This window comes from Campylobacter concisus (genome assembly GCF_002913545.1).
Lineage (GTDB): Bacteria > Campylobacterota > Campylobacteria > Campylobacterales > Campylobacteraceae > Campylobacter_A > Campylobacter_A concisus_AV.
The window spans coordinates 1-17,393 of sequence record NZ_PPBR01000036.1 but is presented as its reverse complement, the minus strand read 5'-3'; the positions used below and the strand labels follow the sequence as shown (position 1 = coordinate 17,393).

The following is a 17,393-nucleotide window of genomic DNA, read 5'->3' as shown; positions in this document are numbered from 1 at the left end:
AGGGTTAAAGGATAATAAATGGCGAAAAGAAAAATTGTTAAGAAAAAAGTAGTTAGAAAAAGTATAGCCAAAGGTATCGTTTATATCAGTGCAACATTTAACAATACTATGGTAACTGTAACTGATGAAATGGGAAATGCTATTGCATGGAGTAGTGCAGGTGGCTTAGGCTTTAAAGGTAGTAAAAAATCAACTCCTTACGCAGCTCAACAAGCAGTTGAAGATGCTTTAACAAAAGCAAAAGAGCACGGCATTAAAGAAGTTGGCATTAAGGTTCAAGGTCCAGGTAGCGGACGTGAAACGGCTGTTAAGAGTGTAGGTGGTGTAGAGGGTATAAAAGTAACTTTCTTCAAAGATATCACACCTTTACCACACAATGGTTGCAGACCGCCAAAACGCCGCCGCGTATAATTAGAGAAAATTAGGAGAAATTATTATGGCTAGATATACAGGACCTGTTGAAAAATTAGAAAGACGTCTTGGTGTGTCTCTTGCGTTAAAAGGCGAAAGAAGACTTGCTGGTAAAAGTGCTTTAGAAAAAAGACCTTATGCGCCAGGACAACATGGACAAAGAAGAGCAAAAATAAGCGAATATGGCTTACAACTTCGCGAGAAGCAAAAAGCTAAATTTATGTATGGTGTTTCAGAGAAACAATTTAGAAGATTGTTCCAAGAAGCAGCACGCCGCGAGGGCAACACTGGTGCTCTTTTGGTTCAACTATTAGAACAAAGATTAGACAATGTTGTTTACAGAATGGGCTTTGCAACGACTCGTCGTTTTGCTCGCCAGCTTGTAACTCACGGACATATTTTAGTAAATGGCAAGAGAGTGGATATCCCATCTTACAGAGTGGAGCCAGGCTCTAAAGTAGAAGTTGCTGAGAAATCTAAAAACAATCCACAAATCATTCGCGCGATCGATCTTACAGCTCAAACTGGCATCGTTGCTTGGGTAGATGTGGAAAAAGAGAAAAAATTTGGAATTTTCACTAGAAATCCAGAAAGAGAAGAGGTTATCATTCCTGTTGAGGAAAGATTTATAGTAGAGCTTTACTCAAAATAATAGAGGGTATAAAGATGAGAAAGATTACTACATCAGCTTATATGCCAACTGAAATAGAAGTTAAAAGTGTTAGCGAAAATGTCGCTAACATTACAGCATATCCTTTTGAAGCAGGTTATGCTGTTACTTTGGCTCACCCACTACGCCGTCTTCTTTACACAAGCACAGTAGGCTTTGCTCCTATCGGTGTAAAAATAAAAGGCGTTAGTCACGAATTTGATAGTATGCGCGGCATGCTTGAAGACGTGGCATTTTTTATTATAAATTTGAAGAAGATCAGATTTAAATTAAAAAGCGGCAGCGAGCGTGAAGTTATAGAGTATAGCTTTAAAGGACCAAAAGAGATAACTGGAGCTGATCTAAATAACGACCTAGTTGAGATCGTTAATCCAGACGCATATCTTGCAACCATCAACGAAGATGCTGAGTTGAATTTCTCAGTTATCATCCAAAAAGGTATCGGATATGTTCCTAGTGAAGAGATCAGAGAAGAGATTGAAGACGAGTATATCGCACTAGACGCTTTCTTTACACCTGTTAAAAAAGCAGTTTATGAGATACAAAACGTCTTGGTTGAAGATGACCCAGACTACGAGAAGATCGTATTTACGATAACAACAGATGGTCAAGTTGGTCCAGTAGAGGCTTTTAAAAATTGTTTAGAAGCTATGTATCAACAAATGTCAGTATTTAAAGGAATTTTAGATATTGATGTCAGCGCCCCAGTTGCTAGTTCAAGTGCAAGCGGCGAGTTCTCAAAGCTACTTTCTAGTGTAGAAGATCTAAATTTAAGCGCTAGAAGTTTTAACTGCCTTGATAAGGCCGATATTAGATTTATCGGTGAGCTTGCGTTGATGGACGAAAATGAGCTTAAAGAGCTTAAAAATTTAGGTAAAAAATCTCTTGAAGAGATAAAAGCGGTTATGGAAGAGATAGGCTATCCAGTTGGTGTCGATGTGTTAAAAGATAGCAAAGAGCAACTCAGAAAGAAAATAACCGAGCTAAAATCACAAATGAGTGCAAAAGAATAAAAGGACAATAGATGAGACATAAACACGGATATCGCAAACTTGGTAGAACGTCATCTCATAGATCTGCATTGCTTAAGAATTTAGCGATAGCTATCATCAAAAGCGAAAAGATAGAGACAACTTTACCAAAAGCAAAAGAGCTTAGAAGCTATGTTGAAAAGCTGATAACAAGAGCTAGAAAGGGCGACTCTAACGCTCACAGAGCAGTATTTGCTTCATTGCAAGACAAAGAGACTACAAATAAGCTAGTTACTGAAGTAGCTCCAAAATTTAAAGAGCGCAACGGTGGCTATACAAGAATCATCAAAACTCGCGTTCGCAGAGGCGACGCAGCTGAGATGGCTTATATAGAGCTAGTAGCTGAATAATCTCCAGAGAGCCTATCTGGCTCTCTTTTTTTTCTAAAATTATCTTTTTACGTTTATTTTTTTAAAAATTTTGTTTTAAATCTATCCATCTTGGACTGTGGCAAATTTACAAGTCGGAGCATTATAAATTTTATTTCGTGGCTTTTAGATGAGCTGCGCGATAGGTTAAAATAGTTGGAGTAAGTAAATTTATAGCGGCTTTAAAGCACAAAAAACAAACAGATGCTTTTTATTTATGCCAAAAACCTCAGAAATGAGGTTTTAAAGTTCTAGCTCAACTTATTTATTAAATTTCAAAGATAACACCATAAATTTCTAAATTTAGATCTAGTAGTTTTTAAATTTTACTTCGTTGTTTTTTTGTGATATTAGCTTTAAGTGGGTTATTTTGAGTGTTTCTGGATCAAATTTATAAGCCAATTTGCGATGTTTTAGGATTAAGGGCTATATATTTAAAATGCAAAAAAGCAGGGCAAATTATCTATACGAACTATCTCAAATTTAAATTATTCAAAAAAACAAATTTAAAATTTATAATCCAAAAAGTTGCAAAATTCTAAATTTTAATAGACTACAAAAAGGGCTTGGCTAATGTGGCCAAGAAGATGAGATAAATTTGATCCGAAATAGCCTATGGTATGACAAAAGAGTTGTATATGATAAAGCTAAACCAGATACAATAAAACCGATAGATGCAAATTCTACAAAGTAAATTCTAAATTCCAGCCTTCTCAAATGTCTAAATTTATCCAGTCCCAAGTCAGCCTAAATTTACAAGTCAAACTCTACAAATTTCTAAATTTTACTCTAAAAGAGACGATATTTGTTTTAACTATCTTACAAAGGATTTGAGATGATAGGTGGCGTAAATGGAGCTAATGTAAATTTATATAGCGGCTTTCAAAACATTAGAGAGCAAAGCGCTAGCCGTAGTAAGCCCAGTGCGGACGAAAATTCCTTAAATTTCTCATCTCAAAAATTAGCCAAAAACACCAATCAAAGCAGTGAGCAGATAAATTTAAGTCGCACAAGCGAGAGTAAATTTAACAAAGATGACGAGCCACTAAAATTTGCTAAAGACAACTCGCTTACAGGCATAGCCGCCAATGGCAAGATAAGCATCTGGGGCAAACTCATGGGATACGACAAGCAAATGAGCCAAGATGAGATAAACGAGCTTAAAAGTTTTGTTAGTCAGACTGAGGCGCTTGGTTTTGGAAGACTTTACGAATCGATCATCGGATACTATCCAACAAACGTCGATCTCTTCGCGAAAGAGTACACATCAAAAGATGATAGCGGCACCTTGCTCGGACTTAGACACAAGAGCCACGTGGAGGGCTTTGAGATACTTGATAAGGACATGAGCGTAGAAGAATTTAAAGATAGGTGGCTGGACTATGCGCTGAGGCAATATCTTGGCGAGAGGGTCGGCGTTGAGAGTATGGTGGTAGGCAAGAAGGCTATCTCAATGCTAACTAGCACAAACAAGCCACCGATCGAATATGAGACAATGCAAAGTATAAATTTCACTGACGATGAGAGCAGGCAGAGATTTTTAACGCTGATGAAGGCTGGCATGAAGAGCGGCGCGAAATTTAAAGAGGTGATAGAGGGCGTGCTCTCGCTTTACAATGTGCAAAACACGGACAAGCTTGACGGCAACAAGGTCTATGCCTCAGTGATCGGCCGAAGCGAGAAGCTGGCGACCTACGATATCAATAAAGATGAGAAATTTGCCTATCTTAAGGAGCTGATGCGCCTTGAAAAAAACGGCATAGATATACTAAAGCTAATGGAGAAAAGCCAGAAAAAGCGAAATTTAGACGTAAAAGTCTAGCTGTTTTTATAAATTTAACCTCCAAAGCCATCTTTTTACTTTCAAGTGATACAATTTTGATTTTAATTATTACATTTTGCTTTTAAATTTGACGGGAGCTCTTATGAAAAAAGTGGTTTGGTTAAATCCTGTTGTAAAAAACATCTACGACTTTGCCGCACTTAAAGAAATTTTGCAAGATAAAGGCTTTAGCGTATTAGAGTGCGAAAAAGACCACGTTAAAAGCGTAAAAAACGCATACAAAAACGCTCTTGCACAAAGTGAGCTCGTCTTTGATAGTCGCTGTCCGAGGGCTGTAAATTTTATCAGGGCAAATTTCAAAGAGCAGGCCGATCTCATCTCAAATTTAAACCCCATTTTAATAGAAAGTGCCATCGAGCTTAGCGCAAAGCTAAAAGAGGATGAGTGGCTTTACGTGACGACGCCCTGCGAGGACTTAGCCGAGCTTGGCAGGGGGCTAAATTTGGAGCGAACTACATTTTTGACATGGAGAAGCTTTAGGGAGCAAAACGCTATAAATTTAAAGATGCGCAACATCGAGCAAAGTCCAATACCGCCGGGATTTTTTGCAAATTTGGACGTAAAAACACTAAGTCTTAGCAGTAAAGAGAAGATAGAAAACGCCCTTTCATATAAATTTAGCGAGCTTAAAAACTACCAGATCATTGAGCTTTTATACTGCGAAAACGGCTGTCACAACGGAGATGGGCTGTGAGGGAGGTTTTTAAAAAGAGTATTTTGATCCTAGTGATCTTTGCCATCTGGCAGGTCGTTTGCGAGCTAGAAATTTTCACGCCGTATATCTTGCCAAGTCCGCTAACTACGATAAAAACGATGTATAGCATGAGCCTAAGCGGCGAGCTTGCCACACATACGATCATCAGCTTTAAGCGCATATTTGCAGGATATGGTCTCTCGTTTGCCTTAGCGCTCGTGCTTGGCGGTATAGCGGCACTTTTGCCAAAGATCAGCGTTTATTACGAGTGGATACTGGAGTTTTTTAGAAACATCCCGCCGCTTAGTTTGATCGCGATTTTGGTGCTTTGGTTTGGTATAAACGAGACGCCAAAGATCATTATTATCATCCTAGCTTCGTTTTTCCCGATGTTTCTAAGTATCCAAAAAGGGCTAACGAGCTGCGATATAAAGCTCATCGAAGTTGGCAAAATTTTTGCTTTTAGTAAATTTGAAATTTTTTACAAGATCATCTTAAAAAGCGCGCTAAAAGATATCTTTGTCGGTATGCGAATAGGCTTTGGCTACGCCATGCGTGCGATCATCGGAGCGGAGATGATAGCGGCTTCAAGCGGTCTTGGCTATCTCATACTTGACGCAGAGGAGCTTTCACGCGCGGATAGGATATTTGTGGGCATTTTTACGATAGGCATTTGCGGCGTGCTCATAGATAGGCTCTTTTTGCTTTTGATAGCGAAATTTAGCCTTTTGCGAGGTGAGAAATGATAGAAATTTCAAATTTATCCAAGCATTTTTTTATAGGCGAAAAGCGGATCGACGTTTTAAGAGAGCTAAATTTGAGCATAAAAAAAGATAAGATCACCGTCATACTTGGTAGAAGCGGTTGTGGTAAAACGACGCTTTTGCGACTTATAGCAGGCCTTGAGAGCGTAAGTCTTGGCGAGATAAAATTTAAAGAGCAAGCAAAGATCGGCTTTGTCTTTCAAGAGCCCCGCCTCATGCCGTTTCTAAACGTCTATGAAAACATTGTTTTCCCGCTTAAAAAGAATGAAATAGAGCCTGAAAAGATAGGTAGTTTGATATCGATGATAGGGCTTAGCGACTTTAAATTTGCCGCAGTTTCGCAGCTCTCTGGTGGCATGAGCTCGCGCGTTTCGCTTGCTAGGGTGCTTGCGTATGAGGCAAATTTGATCCTAATGGACGAGCCATTTGCCGCGCTTGATGCCTTTACTAGAGCTAGCATGCAGGCTGAAATTTTAAAAATACAAGCTGGTAAAACTATCCTTTTCGTCACTCACAACATCGACGAGGCGCTATTTTTAGCTGATGAGATCATCTTGCTTGAAAGGGGCGGGATAAAGTCAAGCTACGAGCTATCAAATTTAGCAAGGCCAAGAGATCTGCTAAGCGGGGAGCTAATAGCGATAAAACGCAAAATTTTGAGTGAAATTTAGGCAAATAAAATGATAATTAAAACCAAAATGAAGCAAAAAATTATATAATCTTGAAAATTTTTAAAAGGAGTAAGTATGAGAAAGTTTTTTAAGGTTTTGTGCGCGGCCTCTTTGCTTTGTCTAGTCGCAAACGCAAGCGAGGGCTTAGATAAGATCGGCATGACCTACGTCAAATCGCCGCTAAACGTCCCTTCGATCGTCGATAAATTTAAAGGCTTTTACGCGAAGTCTTTTGGCGTGCCAGTCGAGTACTCCGAGATCACCTCGGGTGCGAAACAAACGCAAGCGCTCGCTTCAAATTCGCTCCAGTTTTTAAACTGCGTGGGTGGCACTTCGGTCATACTTGCAGCGGCAAATAAGGCTGATATAAAGATCATAAGCGCCTATTCAAGGGCACCAGAGGCCTTTGTCATATTTTCTAAAGATAAAAACATCAAGTCGCCAAAAGATCTAAAAGGCAAAAAGGTAGCAGGCCCAAAAGGCACTATCCTAAACGAGCTTTTGGTGAGATACCTAGCTCTTGGAGGACTTGGTATAAACGACGTAGAGTTCATCTCTATGGGCATTCCAGCTGCGCAAGCGGCACTTGAAAACGGCAGCGTTGATGCAGCGCTTCTTGCAGGACCAGCGGCCTACAACGCTCAAAAATCAGGCCTAAATGTAGTAACAACTGGCAAAGGCGTCATCACTCCAGTTATCGTCACGGCAACAAGCGGGGAGTTTTATAAAAAGCACAAAGATGTAGTTGAGAAATTTAAAAAGGCTCAGGATGAAATTTTGGCCTACATCAAGGCAAACGAGGACGAGGCGCTTAAATTTACAGCTGAAGAGACCGGGCTTAGCATAGAGGCGGTAAAGAGTATGTATCCTCAGTATGACTTTAGCTCAAAGATCACGGCTGATGATATAAAAGCGCTTGAAGCTACGCAAGAATTTATGCTTGAGAGCAAGATGATAGAGCATAAAATTGATATAAAATCACTTCTACTAAACTAAACTTAAAGGGCAAATTTGCCCTTTTTCTCCACAAAAAACCACCAAAATTTAAAGCCAAAACGCCCCCAGTAAAAGCCCAGAAAACGTTTGTTTGCACTTTATCTGCTATAATAGCTAAAAAATTTAAGGAAAAAATATGATCCCATTTAGTGATGAAGAGCTTTTAAAACCAGTGACTGCGAGCCTGCAAAAGGTGCTACCTATGCTTGAAAATGACGGCGGCGGCATGGAGCTACTTGGCATAAAAAACGGCAAAATTTACGTAAGACTCACAGGGCATTGTCACGGATGCGCTGCTAGCACAACCACGCTAAAATACGGCATCGAAAGGCAACTTCGCATCGACATTCATCCAGAGCTTGAGGTCATAAATGTCCCAATCGGCGAGGAATTTGACATTGATAGATTATAAAAAAATAGGCATAAAATATTTCAAACGCTCTAAATTTAAAGATGCGATCTTTTACTTTTCACTAGCCTACGAAAAGACGCAGGAGAAAAATTTACTATTTTTGATACAAATTTGCTCTCTTGGCGAGGAAAATGCCGAAGAGGCAAAGCTCTTGTTTGACTACTATATGGCGAAAGTAAGAGCTGGCGAAGACGACGAGGGCGTGGAGGAAATTTTAAAAATTTTAGAGTCCAGAGACGAGGAGAGCGAGTATTTTGAAGAGCAAGACGCGATCAGCTACGAGGACTTTAAAAGGGCTGTTTATAAGGACGGCAGCTTTAAAAAGGTCTTTGAAAACATCATGTTTTCAACCAAGGTCATGATTTCAAACAAAGACGATTTTTTGGAATTTTTAGGAAATTTGATAAAAAATGACTTCATCGACATGAGCATGAACTACCTTGAGAGTGCGGCGGTGATGTTTGGTGGCGACGAGCGTATAGATCAGCTTTTTAAAGAGATACAAAAAAGACAAAACGATGAAAATATCAGTAGAAAATAGCTTCATAACAGATGACTCAAACGAGTGCGAGCAGGGTGCATACTTTGTGCAAACCACTGCAAATGCGAAATTTGCAGAAGCTGCGGTAAAAAAGGGCGCTAAGATAATTACCCTTGAAGAGTGCAAAAAGCTTTTAAAGATCGATGAAAGCTTAAAAATAGTTGGCATCACAGGCACCAATGGCAAGACCACAACGGCTGCGGCTATCTACGAAACTTTGCGAAATTTAGGTAAAAAATGTGGGCTAAGTGGCACCAGAGGGGCATTTATAGAGGGCGAGCAGATAGATGACAAGGCGCTTACGACAAGTGCCATTTTAAAGACGCTCTCATACCTCAAAGCAGCCAGCGAGCATGGCTGTGAGTACTTCGTGATGGAGGTTAGCTCGCACGCGATCGCTCAAAAACGCATAGAGAGCTTGAAATTTGCTCTAAAAATTTTTACAAATTTAACTCAAGACCATCTCGACTACCACAAGAGCATGGAGGAGTACGCGAGAGTAAAATCAAGCTTTTTTGACGATGAGAGCGTAAAGCTCATAAACATTGACGATGGCGGAGTTAAATTTAACCCAAAAAACGCCTACACATACGCGATTAAAAAGCCAGCTAGCTTTGCACCGATAGTTTATGGGCTAAAGGACGGCATAGACGCAGTTATCAAGACGCCAAATGGCGATGTGGAGATAGACTCAAGCCTTCAAGGCGAGTTTAATCTTTACAACCTAATCGCAGCACTTGGCGCAGTTTGCCTGCTAGAGCGCCCAGACGCAGCCGCACTTTCAAAGGCGATAAGTAAATTTAAAGGCGTGAGTGGCAGGATGGAGGTCGTTAGCACCGATCCGCTAGTCATCGTGGATTTTGCCCATACGCCAGATGGCATAGAAAAGGTGCTAAACTCGCTTAGACATCTAAATTTGATCGCAGTATTTGGCGCAGGCGGCGACAGAGATAGGACAAAGCGCCCTAAAATGGGAGCGATAGCCCAAAAATACGCAAGAATTTGCATAGTCACAAGTGACAATCCAAGAAGCGAAGAGCCAGAGAGCATAATCGATGAAATTTGCGCTGGTATGAGCGAAAATGAAAATTTGATAAGAAACGCCAACCGCAAAGAGGCAATCGCGCTAGCCATTAGCAAGCTTGAGCCTGGCTGGGCGCTTGTCATACTCGGCAAAGGCGACGAGCCATATCAGGAGATAAAGGGCGTCAAGCACCCATTTAGCGACAAAGAAGTAGTAAAAGAGCTTTTAAAGAGGTAAAAATGAATATAGAAATTTTAGCTAGTAAGATCCACAGAGCCGTCGTAACAGACGCAAATTTAAACTATGTTGGCTCGATCAGTATCGGCGAGGAGCTTATAAAGGCTGCAAATTTGATAGAAAATCAAAAGGTTGAAATTTTAGATGTAAATAACGGTGAGAGATTTGCCACCTACGTGATAAAGGGCAAAAAAGGCGAAATTTGCCTAAACGGCGCGGCTGCTAGAAAGGTCTGCGTTGGCGACGTGGTCATCATCGTGGCTTATGCTAGTATGAAATTTAAAAAGGCTAAGAAATTTAAGCCAACCATCGTGCATGTAAATAACAAAAACGAGATCATAAAGGAGTAGGCGATGTTTGAGGGATTTGACTTTTCAAAGATGGGGCAGATGCTTGAGGATGTGCAAAAGCAGGCCAAGCAGATGGAAGAAGAGAGCAAAAATAAAGAATTTGGCGCAAAAAGCGGCGGCGGACTGGTGAGCGTTAGAGCAAACGGCAGCGGCGAGATACTTGATATCAGCATAGATGATAGCTTGCTTGAAGATAAAGAGAGTATGCAAATTTTGCTAATAAGCGCCGTAAATGACGTGCTAAAATCAGTTGAGGCCGATAAGAAAAACACCGCTTCAAGGATGCTTGGTGGCCTTGCTTCGATGGGGATAAAATGAGACTAAATTATAAATTTGCCCTTGCTTTTTTGCTATCAGCGCTTTGCCTAAACGCCGATCCTAGGCCTACGCAAGAGGACTTTAACGCCTGCTTTGAAAAGAACAAAAACTCGATCGTCTCGGTAAATAAACACTTTGGTGTGGCTATCACTAAAAATTTGATCGCAGTACCAAAAAGTGAGGGAGCTCCACTTGGCGAATATGTCAAATTTGACCCATATTTGCAGCTCTTTTTAGTCCGCTCTAGCAAGGAGCTAAGCCCTGTCGTGATGGCTGATGAGACTAATGAAGAGCGTATCAAAAAGAGCACTTGGGTTGGCATTTTAAATGATGCAAACAACACCGTCATGGGTCACATCAAGTCTTTAGGGCAAAATTTAGGCGATTTTGACACGTTAAGCTTCGAGTATAACGCGACTGGCGAGATAAACACACCTTGTTGCAAGATGATAGGCATAGCTGTTGGAGCTGATAAATTTATACCAAATCGCTATCTAAAGCACTTTGTATCTTATGATGATGTATATTACGGTGATATCGGCGTGAAATTTTTACAAAAAGAGGATAAATTTTTTGTGGGTCTTGTTGATCCTTTGGGCCGTGGCAAAATGATGATGGTTGATGATGAGCTTGTTAGTGTAAATGGCATAAAACCAAAGAGCCTAAGAGAGCTAAATGAGATGGTGCTTTTTGCTACAAAGGGCGCAAAGCTTGACATCATCGTGAAGCGTGATAGGCAAGAGCTACTCTTTCAAGTACCAGTAAGCGGGGATGTGAAATTTAACCAAAGCCTCGACATTGACGCTCCTTCAAGCCTTGATCTGCCAAATTTAAACGTCATGCCAAAGTCGCCTGAGAGCTTGCTAGATGATAAAGTTTTGGTGGATTATGGTATCACGGTTGATAAAAATTTAGTAGTTACAAAGGTCGAACCAAAGTCAAATGCCGACATCTTTGGCATCAAGATAGGCGATAAAATTTTAGGCTACAACAAAGAGAGCGTGAATAGCCGCGAGGAGCTTTTAGAAAAGATCAGCGACCTACAAAATTTCGTGCTTTTATTTACTAGAAATGACTTTCAGTTTTTTGCAAGAGTGCCAAAATGAGCCTACTTGAGGACTTCATAAAATTTCTAAATGCAAATTTGCCAAAGGCACCAAGCTTTCATCCTTACTACGAGGAGGCGCTTGGCGTTATGCTAAAGGCTGGAGGCAAGCACTTTAGGGCGCTTTTGCTTCTTGGCGTGGTCGAAAACGTGGATAAAAGCCTCACGCAAAAGGCCATGAGAGTGGCTTTAGGGCTTGAAATGATGCATACATACTCGCTTATCCACGATGATCTGCCGTCTATGGATAATGCAAGCCTAAGGCGCGGCACGCCAACGCTTCATGTAACATATGACGAGACTACTGCCATACTTGCAGGAGATGCGCTAAATACGCATGCTTTTTATGAAATTTCACGTGCCAAGTTGCCAGCTGACACTCGTATAAAGTGCGTGGAAATTTTAAGCCAGAATGCTGGCGTTAGCGGCATGGTGCTAGGTCAGGCGCTTGATTGTTTTTTTGAAAATACAAACAAAGAGGATATCAAAAGGGCAAAGGCTAAATTTGGTCTCTCTGGCAAGATGCTAAGCCTTGATGAGCTAGTCTTTTTGCACATCCATAAAACCGCAAAGCTGATCGCTGCTAGCCTAAAAATGGGTGCTGTGATAGCAAATTTAGACGAAATAGTGTGTGAGAAAATTTATGATATCGGCCTAAAGCTTGGGCTTGCTTTTCAGATACAAGATGACATCATAGATCTTACAAGCGACGAGGCGGCCGTTGGAAAGCCTGTGCATAACGACCTAGCGAAAAACTCATTTACAAATTTACTTGGTCTATCTGGCGCAAAAAAGAAAAAAGATGAGCTAATTTGCGAGATAGAAGAGGCACTAAAACAGATAGATGCAAATATCGCAAAGATGATCTTAGAGCTTACGGATAAACACCTTAGATAAAAGCTAGAAATTTCTAGCTTTTCACTACTAAAATTTAAAAAATTTATATCACTTTTTAGACATTTTGAGCAAAAATGCAAGGCAAGTTTTAATCACTTTTTTGTATAATCTGACGCAATAAAAGGAGATCATATGCTAAAAAAACAAGCCGATACTATAAGATTTTTGTGCGCTGATATGGTGCAAAACGCTAACAGCGGACACCCAGGTGCTCCTATGGGCCTAGCCGATATCATGGTGGTTTTAAGCAACTTTTTAAAACACAACCCTAAAAATCCAAAATGGCTAAACAGAGATAGGCTCGTTTTTAGCGGTGGTCACGCATCAAGCTTGGTTTATAGCTTCTTGCACCTATGCGGCTACGATCTAAGCCTAGATGAGCTTAAGAAATTTCGCCAACTTGGCTCAAACACCCCTGGACACCCAGAAATTCACACTCCAGGCGTTGAGGTGGCTACTGGCCCACTTGGTCAAGGCGTAGCAAACGCAGTTGGCCTTGCCATGGCAGAAAAATACGCTGCAAACGTGCTAAATGAGCCAGATAATAAAATAATCGATCATAAAATTTACTGCCTTTGCGGCGACGGCGATCTTGAAGAGGGCATAAGCTACGAGGCATGTTCAATCGCAGGAAATTTAAGACTAGACAACCTTGTGCTCATCTACGACTCAAACAACATCACGATCGAGGGCGACACAGCGATCGCATTTAGCGAGGATGTCAAGGCGAGGTTTGAGGCGCAGGGCTGGGAGGTCGCACGCATCGACGGACACGACTTCAACCAGATCGAATTTGCACTTGAGCAAGCAAGCGAGAAAGAGTCGCCATATCTCATCATCGCAAACACACACATAGCACGCGGCGCAATGGAGCTTGAAGGCAGCCACCACAGCCACGGCGCACCGCTTGGCGAAGAGATCATCAAAAAGGCAAAGGCCGCAGCCGGCTTTGACCCTGAGAAGAAATTTGCTATCGACGAGGACGTGCTTTTAAGATTTAGAGGTGCAGTTGAAAAGGGCGATCTTGAAGAGGCGATGTGGAACAAAAAGGTTGAGGCGTTAAGCATTGAAGGCAAAAATTTATTAAACTCACTTCTTAACCCAGACTTTAGCAAGATCGAATTTCCAGACTTTAGCGACAAAAAACTAGCCACAAGAGATACAAACCATGTCATTTTAAATGAGATAGCTAAAAAACTTCCTGGCTTTATAGGCGGTAGTGCAGATCTTGCTCCTTCAAACAAGACTGAGCTAAAGGGCATGGGCGACTTCCCAAATGGCAAAAATATCCACTACGGCATCAGAGAACACGCCATGGCAGCTATCAACAACGGCATCGCCAGATACGGCCTTTTCTTGCCATTTTCAGCGACATTTTTCATCTTCAGCGACTATCTAAAGCCAAGTGCGAGGATAGCAGCGCTAATGGGTATCAAGCACTTTTTTGTCTTCACGCACGATAGCATCGGCGTTGGCGAAGATGGTCCGACACACCAGCCCATCGAGCAGCTTAGCACATTTAGAGCGATGCCAAATTTCTACACTTTCCGCCCAGCTGATGGCAACGAAAACGCAGCTAGCTGGCAAGTGGCTCTAAATTTAAACGCTCCAAGTGCATTTGTGCTTAGCCGCCAAGGGCTTGACCCACTTGCAAAAGGCGAATTTGGCGAGGTTAGCAACGGAGCGTATCTTTTAAGCTTGGCAAAAGATGCAAAGATTACATTTATAGCAAGCGGCAGCGAGGTCTCACTCTGCGTAAAAGCAGCCGCACTTTTAGCTGAGCAAGGTATCGGTGCAAACATCGTATCAGCGCCTTGTTTTGATCTACTTTGCGAGCAGCCAGCTGAGTATGTTGCTAGAATTTTAGATAAAAACACAACCATCATCGCAGTTGAGGCAGCAACTGGCTACGAGTGGTATAAATTTGCTGACGCGGTTTATGGCATGAACAGCTTTGGCGCTAGCGGCAAGGCAAATGAGCTATTTGACCACTTCGGATTTACTCCGCAAAAGCTTGCAAATTTTGCTAGCGAACTTATATAAAATTTAACTTTGGGGAGTAAAATCCCCAGCTGCAATCTAAAATCAAAAAGGCATTTTATGGAAATTTCTCACGTTATCGTTTTAGCCTTGGTGCAAGGCATAAGCGAGTTTTTGCCGATATCTAGCTCGGCTCATCTCATCTTGGTGCCAAAGCTACTTGGCTGGCCAGATCAAGGGCTTGCTTTTGACGTGGCAGTGCATGTTGGTACGCTAAGCGCGATACTTTTTTATTTTAAAGATACGATTTTTAAGCTACTTCGCGACTTTTTTGCCTCGATAGCACAAAGAAAGATGGTGGGCGATAGCCTGCTTGTCTGGTGCGTGGGATTTGCCACTATCCCAGTTGGCATCTTTGGGCTTTTGTTTAACAACGTGATCGAAGAGTACGCAAGAAGCGGCGTTGTGATCGCTGTTACTACGATCATCTTTGGCATCGCACTTTACTTTGCTGATCTTCGCTCGACAAACAAAAGCGAATACGAAATGACCATAAAATTTGCTCTTATCATAGGTTTAGCGCAGGCTGTGGCGCTTATCCCTGGCGTCTCAAGATCAGGCATAACGATGACAGCGGCACTTTTTTTAGGATTTAGCCACAAAGGCAGTGCAAATTTCTCATTTTTACTTTCGATACCTGTCATCATCCTAGCTGGCGGACTTGAGAGCATCAAGCTTATAAAAGATCCAAACGCGCTTCCTTGGAGCGACATCGCCCTTGGCGTCATCATAAGTGCAGTTAGTGCTTATATCTGTGTGAAGCTATTTATGGGGATCATCTCAAGGATCAGGATGCTACCTTTTGTCATCTACCGCTTGATCTTGGGTGCGTTTTTGCTCTATCTATTTTTATAAATTTAAGTTATAAAAGGGCTAGGCTAAGACCTAGCCAAAATGATAAATTTGCCAAAAGTTTGGCAAATTTACTCCTCTTTTTTATCTTTTTTTATGACGTTTATGAAGTCTTTTGCGGCTTGATAGGCTCTGTCGCCAAATTTCTTAGCTTCTGATTTTATATCCATCTGTTTGATATCTTCAAGTTTATCATTTGCCTTTTTCTCAAACTCTGCGATATCTTGTTTGAGGCCTTCAAGCTTATCGTTTGCGTCAAAATTTAGCTTTAGCTTTTTGCTCTTGTCGTTTAGCTCTTGCTTTAGAGCTTCAAATTTATTGTTCGCCTCGCTCATAAGCTTTGCAACGCCGTTTGATTTTAGCTCTTCAAGCCTTGAGCTGATCTGCTCCATCGCTTGATCGCTTATGCGTTTAAATTTTGCTAGATTTGTGTCAAGCTCGCTATTTATCACGCTTTCGATCTCGCTTTTAGCTACGCCATCAAATTCATTTTCAAGCTCTTTAAGAAGCGCTATAAACTCTTCATCCACGTTTTTTAAATTTAAAAGCTGTGAGTTTAGCCTTAGCTCATCTGGAGCAAATTTCGCCTCATCTTTTAGCTTCTCAATAGCTCTTAAGATGCCGTCTCTTGTGCCATTTATCGCACCTTTTATGAGCTCTTTTGCAAATATATGCCCCTCATTTGCTAAATTTCCAGCTGCACTGATGATATTTTTTGAAATTTCAAACATTCGCTCTTTGCTAAACTCCCCGCCTCTTATCGCAGCGTAGGTCATGTTTTTAGCTATCGCACCAGCGGTCTCTTCGACATCTTTTGCGCCTTCAAGTGTTGTTAAAAAGGCGATTTGAGCGCTCTCTTTTAAGATGCCAAGCATTCTCGTTTCTCTAATGATCGCGTTGTTTAAAAGCTCTAAAATTTCCTCTTTTTCGCCAAAATTTCTATCTTTTACGACCTCTTCAGCCGCTTCAAATGAAATTTTTAGCCTATTTTTTATCTCTTCACGCTTTGCTTCGATCGCTCTATTTATCTCATCTCTTTTATCAAATAGCTCATAAAGCTCCTTTTCTTCGTCGCTAACTAGAGCTTGATTTATCCCCTCCATAGCGCTTTTTAGATTTTTGGCATTTATGAGGCTCTCTTTATCCATCTTGTCGTAAAGCTCGTTCATCTTTTGCTTTAAAAGATCAGGCAGTGTGTTTTCGTCTTTGTCTGAGACATCCTTAAAAAAGTCGTTGCAAAGAGCTTTTATGCTAGTAAGTAGCCCCTCACTATCTTTATAATCACGTAATTTTTGCTCAAGTTTATCCATATTTTTGCCTTATAAAACGTATTTTGCTTCGTGTTTTAGCGCTGAAAAAATCTCCAGCCTCTCTTCTTCGCTTAAAACTAGCACGGCTAGGTCGTAGCTAGCGTATTTTTTATCTTTGCTAAATTTCGAAAAAACTAGCTTAAACTCTCTATCTTTTACTATCTCTTTTACCTTCTCTTCGGCATTTACGCCAGCGTCAAATATCACTTTATACTCCCAGTGTGTTGGGTAGTCGATTTTTGCCTTTTTATTATTTAGATCGCATATATTCGCCACTTTTGCCTCCTGTTTTGCTCTCTAGCACGATGTTATCTATCTGCATGCCCTTATCTATGGCTTTTACCATGTCATAAATGGTCAAAAGTCCCACGCTCACGCCTGTTAGCGCCTCCATCTCAACGCCTGTTTTGCCCTCTATCTTGACGCTCACATAAAGCTTAAAAGCGCAAATTTCAGGCAGCTCCTCGATGTCACAATCCACACCCAAAATGGCCAGTGGATGGCACATAGGTATTAGCTCGCTTGTCTTTTTAGCGCCCATTATCGCAGCGACAACGGCTGTTTGGATGACTGGGCCTTTTTTGCCGGTATTTTCTTTGATCGCCTTAAAAGCATCTTTGCTCATTTTGATGATCCCGCTAGCAGTTGCTACTCTTTTAGTTGGATCTTTTGGGCTTACATCGACCATCTTTGGACGATCTTTTTCATCTAAATGCGTTAGCATTATCTCTCCTTTTTTTGGCAGATTATAGCCTATTTAAGCAAATTTAAGTTATCAGTAAATTTAAGCAAAAAAATATCAAAAATCTAAAAATAAGCTTTGCTCAAAACGCAAGAGCGATTTTTCATTTCTTAATAT

21 protein-coding genes are annotated in these 17,393 nt (G+C 41.1%); 18 read left to right on the top strand and 3 right to left on the bottom strand.

From position 1 onward, the window contains the following. Nucleotides 1-18 precede the first annotated feature (18 nt). The 18 genes from rpsK to CYP05_RS02330 all read left to right on the top strand — a co-directional run bounded on the left by rpsK (nt 19) and on the right by CYP05_RS02330 (nt 15,227). Nucleotides 19-411, top strand: a complete 393-nt coding sequence (rpsK, locus tag CYP05_RS02415) for a 30S ribosomal protein S11 (protein WP_021092633.1) — start codon at nt 19-21, stop codon at nt 409-411. A 25-nt stretch (nt 412-436) separates the two neighbouring features. Beyond that, a complete protein-coding gene (gene rpsD / locus CYP05_RS02410; RefSeq protein ID WP_021084023.1) occupies nt 437-1,063 on the top strand; it encodes a 30S ribosomal protein S4 in 627 nt (208 codons plus the stop codon). A 14-nt stretch (nt 1,064-1,077) separates the two neighbouring features. Next, nucleotides 1,078-2,094 carry a DNA-directed RNA polymerase subunit alpha gene (locus CYP05_RS02405; RefSeq protein ID WP_002941564.1) on the top strand — a complete coding sequence of 339 codons (1,017 nt, stop codon included), beginning with the start codon at nt 1,078-1,080 and terminating at the stop codon, nt 2,092-2,094. Nucleotides 2,095-2,105: 11 nt separating this feature from the next. Continuing rightward, nucleotides 2,106-2,462 carry a 50S ribosomal protein L17 gene (rplQ, locus tag CYP05_RS02400; protein ID WP_002941584.1) on the top strand — a complete coding sequence of 119 codons (357 nt, stop codon included), beginning with the start codon at nt 2,106-2,108 and terminating at the stop codon, nt 2,460-2,462. Between the two features lie 853 nt (nt 2,463-3,315). Then, nucleotides 3,316-4,302 (top strand): hypothetical protein, encoded by a 987-nt coding sequence (locus tag CYP05_RS02395; RefSeq protein ID WP_103641886.1) that lies wholly within the window; start codon nt 3,316-3,318, stop codon nt 4,300-4,302. A gap of 103 nt (nt 4,303-4,405) precedes the next feature. Next, a complete protein-coding gene (locus CYP05_RS02390; RefSeq protein WP_103641885.1) occupies nt 4,406-5,017 on the top strand; it encodes a hypothetical protein in 612 nt (203 codons plus the stop codon). Further along, nucleotides 5,014-5,763 carry an ABC transporter permease gene (locus tag CYP05_RS02385; RefSeq protein ID WP_103641884.1) on the top strand — a complete coding sequence of 250 codons (750 nt, stop codon included), beginning with the start codon at nt 5,014-5,016 and terminating at the stop codon, nt 5,761-5,763. The genes CYP05_RS02390 and CYP05_RS02385 overlap by 4 nt, the downstream gene beginning before the upstream one ends. Then, nucleotides 5,760-6,452, top strand: coding sequence for an ABC transporter ATP-binding protein (locus CYP05_RS02380; RefSeq protein WP_103641883.1), 693 nt, complete (start codon nt 5,760-5,762; stop codon nt 6,450-6,452). The genes CYP05_RS02385 and CYP05_RS02380 overlap by 4 nt, the downstream gene beginning before the upstream one ends. 75 nt (nt 6,453-6,527) lie before the next feature. After that, the gene (locus CYP05_RS02375) at nt 6,528-7,448 is read left to right on the top strand and encodes an ABC transporter substrate-binding protein (RefSeq protein ID WP_103641882.1); all 921 of its coding nucleotides are present in this window, start codon (nt 6,528-6,530) and stop codon (nt 7,446-7,448) included. A gap of 136 nt (nt 7,449-7,584) precedes the next feature. Next, nucleotides 7,585-7,860, top strand: a complete 276-nt coding sequence (locus tag CYP05_RS02370) for a NifU family protein (RefSeq protein WP_009295267.1) — start codon at nt 7,585-7,587, stop codon at nt 7,858-7,860. Beyond that, nucleotides 7,847-8,401: a hypothetical protein gene (locus tag CYP05_RS02365; protein ID WP_009295268.1), complete on the top strand. Its 555-nt coding sequence runs from the start codon at nt 7,847-7,849 to the stop codon at nt 8,399-8,401. The genes CYP05_RS02370 and CYP05_RS02365 overlap by 14 nt, the downstream gene beginning before the upstream one ends. Next, nucleotides 8,379-9,662, top strand: a complete 1,284-nt coding sequence (locus CYP05_RS02360) for a UDP-N-acetylmuramoyl-L-alanyl-D-glutamate--2,6-diaminopimelate ligase (RefSeq protein WP_103641881.1) — start codon at nt 8,379-8,381, stop codon at nt 9,660-9,662. The genes CYP05_RS02365 and CYP05_RS02360 overlap by 23 nt, the downstream gene beginning before the upstream one ends. A gap of 2 nt (nt 9,663-9,664) precedes the next feature. Beyond that, nucleotides 9,665-10,012, top strand: a complete 348-nt coding sequence (gene panD / locus CYP05_RS02355; protein ID WP_002941539.1) for an aspartate 1-decarboxylase — start codon at nt 9,665-9,667, stop codon at nt 10,010-10,012. 3 nt (nt 10,013-10,015) lie between these two features. Further along, nucleotides 10,016-10,330, top strand: a complete 315-nt coding sequence (locus CYP05_RS02350; protein ID WP_002941513.1) for a YbaB/EbfC family nucleoid-associated protein — start codon at nt 10,016-10,018, stop codon at nt 10,328-10,330. Further along, a complete protein-coding gene (locus CYP05_RS02345; protein ID WP_103641880.1) occupies nt 10,327-11,436 on the top strand; it encodes a DUF7488 domain-containing protein in 1,110 nt (369 codons plus the stop codon). The genes CYP05_RS02350 and CYP05_RS02345 overlap by 4 nt, the downstream gene beginning before the upstream one ends. Next, complete coding sequence (locus CYP05_RS02340; RefSeq protein ID WP_103641879.1) at nt 11,433-12,332, top strand: polyprenyl synthetase family protein; 900 nt, start codon at nt 11,433-11,435, stop codon at nt 12,330-12,332. The genes CYP05_RS02345 and CYP05_RS02340 overlap by 4 nt, the downstream gene beginning before the upstream one ends. Before the next feature lie 132 nt (nt 12,333-12,464). Beyond that, on the top strand, nt 12,465-14,375 hold the full coding sequence (gene tkt / locus CYP05_RS02335; RefSeq protein WP_103641878.1) for a transketolase: 1,911 nt from the start codon (nt 12,465-12,467) through the stop codon (nt 14,373-14,375). 57 nt (nt 14,376-14,432) lie between these two features. Continuing rightward, nucleotides 14,433-15,227: an undecaprenyl-diphosphate phosphatase gene (locus tag CYP05_RS02330; protein ID WP_002941660.1), complete on the top strand. Its 795-nt coding sequence runs from the start codon at nt 14,433-14,435 to the stop codon at nt 15,225-15,227. Nucleotides 15,228-15,295: 68 nt separating this feature from the next. On the opposite strand, the gene CYP05_RS02325 is transcribed toward CYP05_RS02330, so the two are convergent. The 3 genes from CYP05_RS02325 to moaC are packed head-to-tail and all read right to left on the bottom strand — an operon-like array spanning nt 15,296 to nt 17,261. Continuing rightward, nucleotides 15,296-16,534, bottom strand: a complete 1,239-nt coding sequence (locus CYP05_RS02325; RefSeq protein ID WP_103641877.1) for a hypothetical protein — start codon at nt 16,532-16,534, stop codon at nt 15,296-15,298. Nucleotides 16,535-16,543: 9 nt separating this feature from the next. After that, nucleotides 16,544-16,810 (bottom strand): HP0495 family protein, encoded by a 267-nt coding sequence (locus CYP05_RS02320; protein ID WP_009295275.1) that lies wholly within the window; start codon nt 16,808-16,810, stop codon nt 16,544-16,546. Next, a complete protein-coding gene (gene moaC, locus CYP05_RS02315) occupies nt 16,785-17,261 on the bottom strand; it encodes a cyclic pyranopterin monophosphate synthase MoaC (protein WP_180996194.1) in 477 nt (158 codons plus the stop codon). Before moaC ends, CYP05_RS02320 begins: the two co-directional genes overlap by 26 nt. Nucleotides 17,262-17,393 lie beyond the last annotated feature (132 nt).

What these genes read in the sequence shown, in the direction of transcription:
- CYP05_RS02330 (WP_002941660.1), top strand. Translation starts at nt 14,433, where the DNA reads ATGGAAATTTCTCACGTTATCGTTTTAGCCTTGGTGCAAGGCATAAGC.
- CYP05_RS02325 (WP_103641877.1), bottom strand. Translation starts at nt 16,534, where the DNA reads ATGGATAAACTTGAGCAAAAATTACGTGATTATAAAGATAGTGAGGGG.
- rpsD (WP_021084023.1), top strand. Translation starts at nt 437, where the DNA reads ATGGCTAGATATACAGGACCTGTTGAAAAATTAGAAAGACGTCTTGGT.
- CYP05_RS02345 (WP_103641880.1), top strand. Translation starts at nt 10,327, where the DNA reads ATGAGACTAAATTATAAATTTGCCCTTGCTTTTTTGCTATCAGCGCTT.
- CYP05_RS02380 (WP_103641883.1), top strand. Translation starts at nt 5,760, where the DNA reads ATGATAGAAATTTCAAATTTATCCAAGCATTTTTTTATAGGCGAAAAG.
- CYP05_RS02395 (WP_103641886.1), top strand. Translation starts at nt 3,316, where the DNA reads ATGATAGGTGGCGTAAATGGAGCTAATGTAAATTTATATAGCGGCTTT.
- CYP05_RS02370 (WP_009295267.1), top strand. Translation starts at nt 7,585, where the DNA reads ATGATCCCATTTAGTGATGAAGAGCTTTTAAAACCAGTGACTGCGAGC.
- CYP05_RS02405 (WP_002941564.1), top strand. Translation starts at nt 1,078, where the DNA reads ATGAGAAAGATTACTACATCAGCTTATATGCCAACTGAAATAGAAGTT.
- rpsK (WP_021092633.1), top strand. Translation starts at nt 19, where the DNA reads ATGGCGAAAAGAAAAATTGTTAAGAAAAAAGTAGTTAGAAAAAGTATA.
- CYP05_RS02375 (WP_103641882.1), top strand. Translation starts at nt 6,528, where the DNA reads ATGAGAAAGTTTTTTAAGGTTTTGTGCGCGGCCTCTTTGCTTTGTCTA.
- CYP05_RS02350 (WP_002941513.1), top strand. Translation starts at nt 10,016, where the DNA reads ATGTTTGAGGGATTTGACTTTTCAAAGATGGGGCAGATGCTTGAGGAT.
- CYP05_RS02360 (WP_103641881.1), top strand. Translation starts at nt 8,379, where the DNA reads ATGAAAATATCAGTAGAAAATAGCTTCATAACAGATGACTCAAACGAG.
- tkt (WP_103641878.1), top strand. Translation starts at nt 12,465, where the DNA reads ATGCTAAAAAAACAAGCCGATACTATAAGATTTTTGTGCGCTGATATG.
- panD (WP_002941539.1), top strand. Translation starts at nt 9,665, where the DNA reads ATGAATATAGAAATTTTAGCTAGTAAGATCCACAGAGCCGTCGTAACA.
- rplQ (WP_002941584.1), top strand. Translation starts at nt 2,106, where the DNA reads ATGAGACATAAACACGGATATCGCAAACTTGGTAGAACGTCATCTCAT.
- CYP05_RS02340 (WP_103641879.1), top strand. Translation starts at nt 11,433, where the DNA reads ATGAGCCTACTTGAGGACTTCATAAAATTTCTAAATGCAAATTTGCCA.
- CYP05_RS02390 (WP_103641885.1), top strand. Translation starts at nt 4,406, where the DNA reads ATGAAAAAAGTGGTTTGGTTAAATCCTGTTGTAAAAAACATCTACGAC.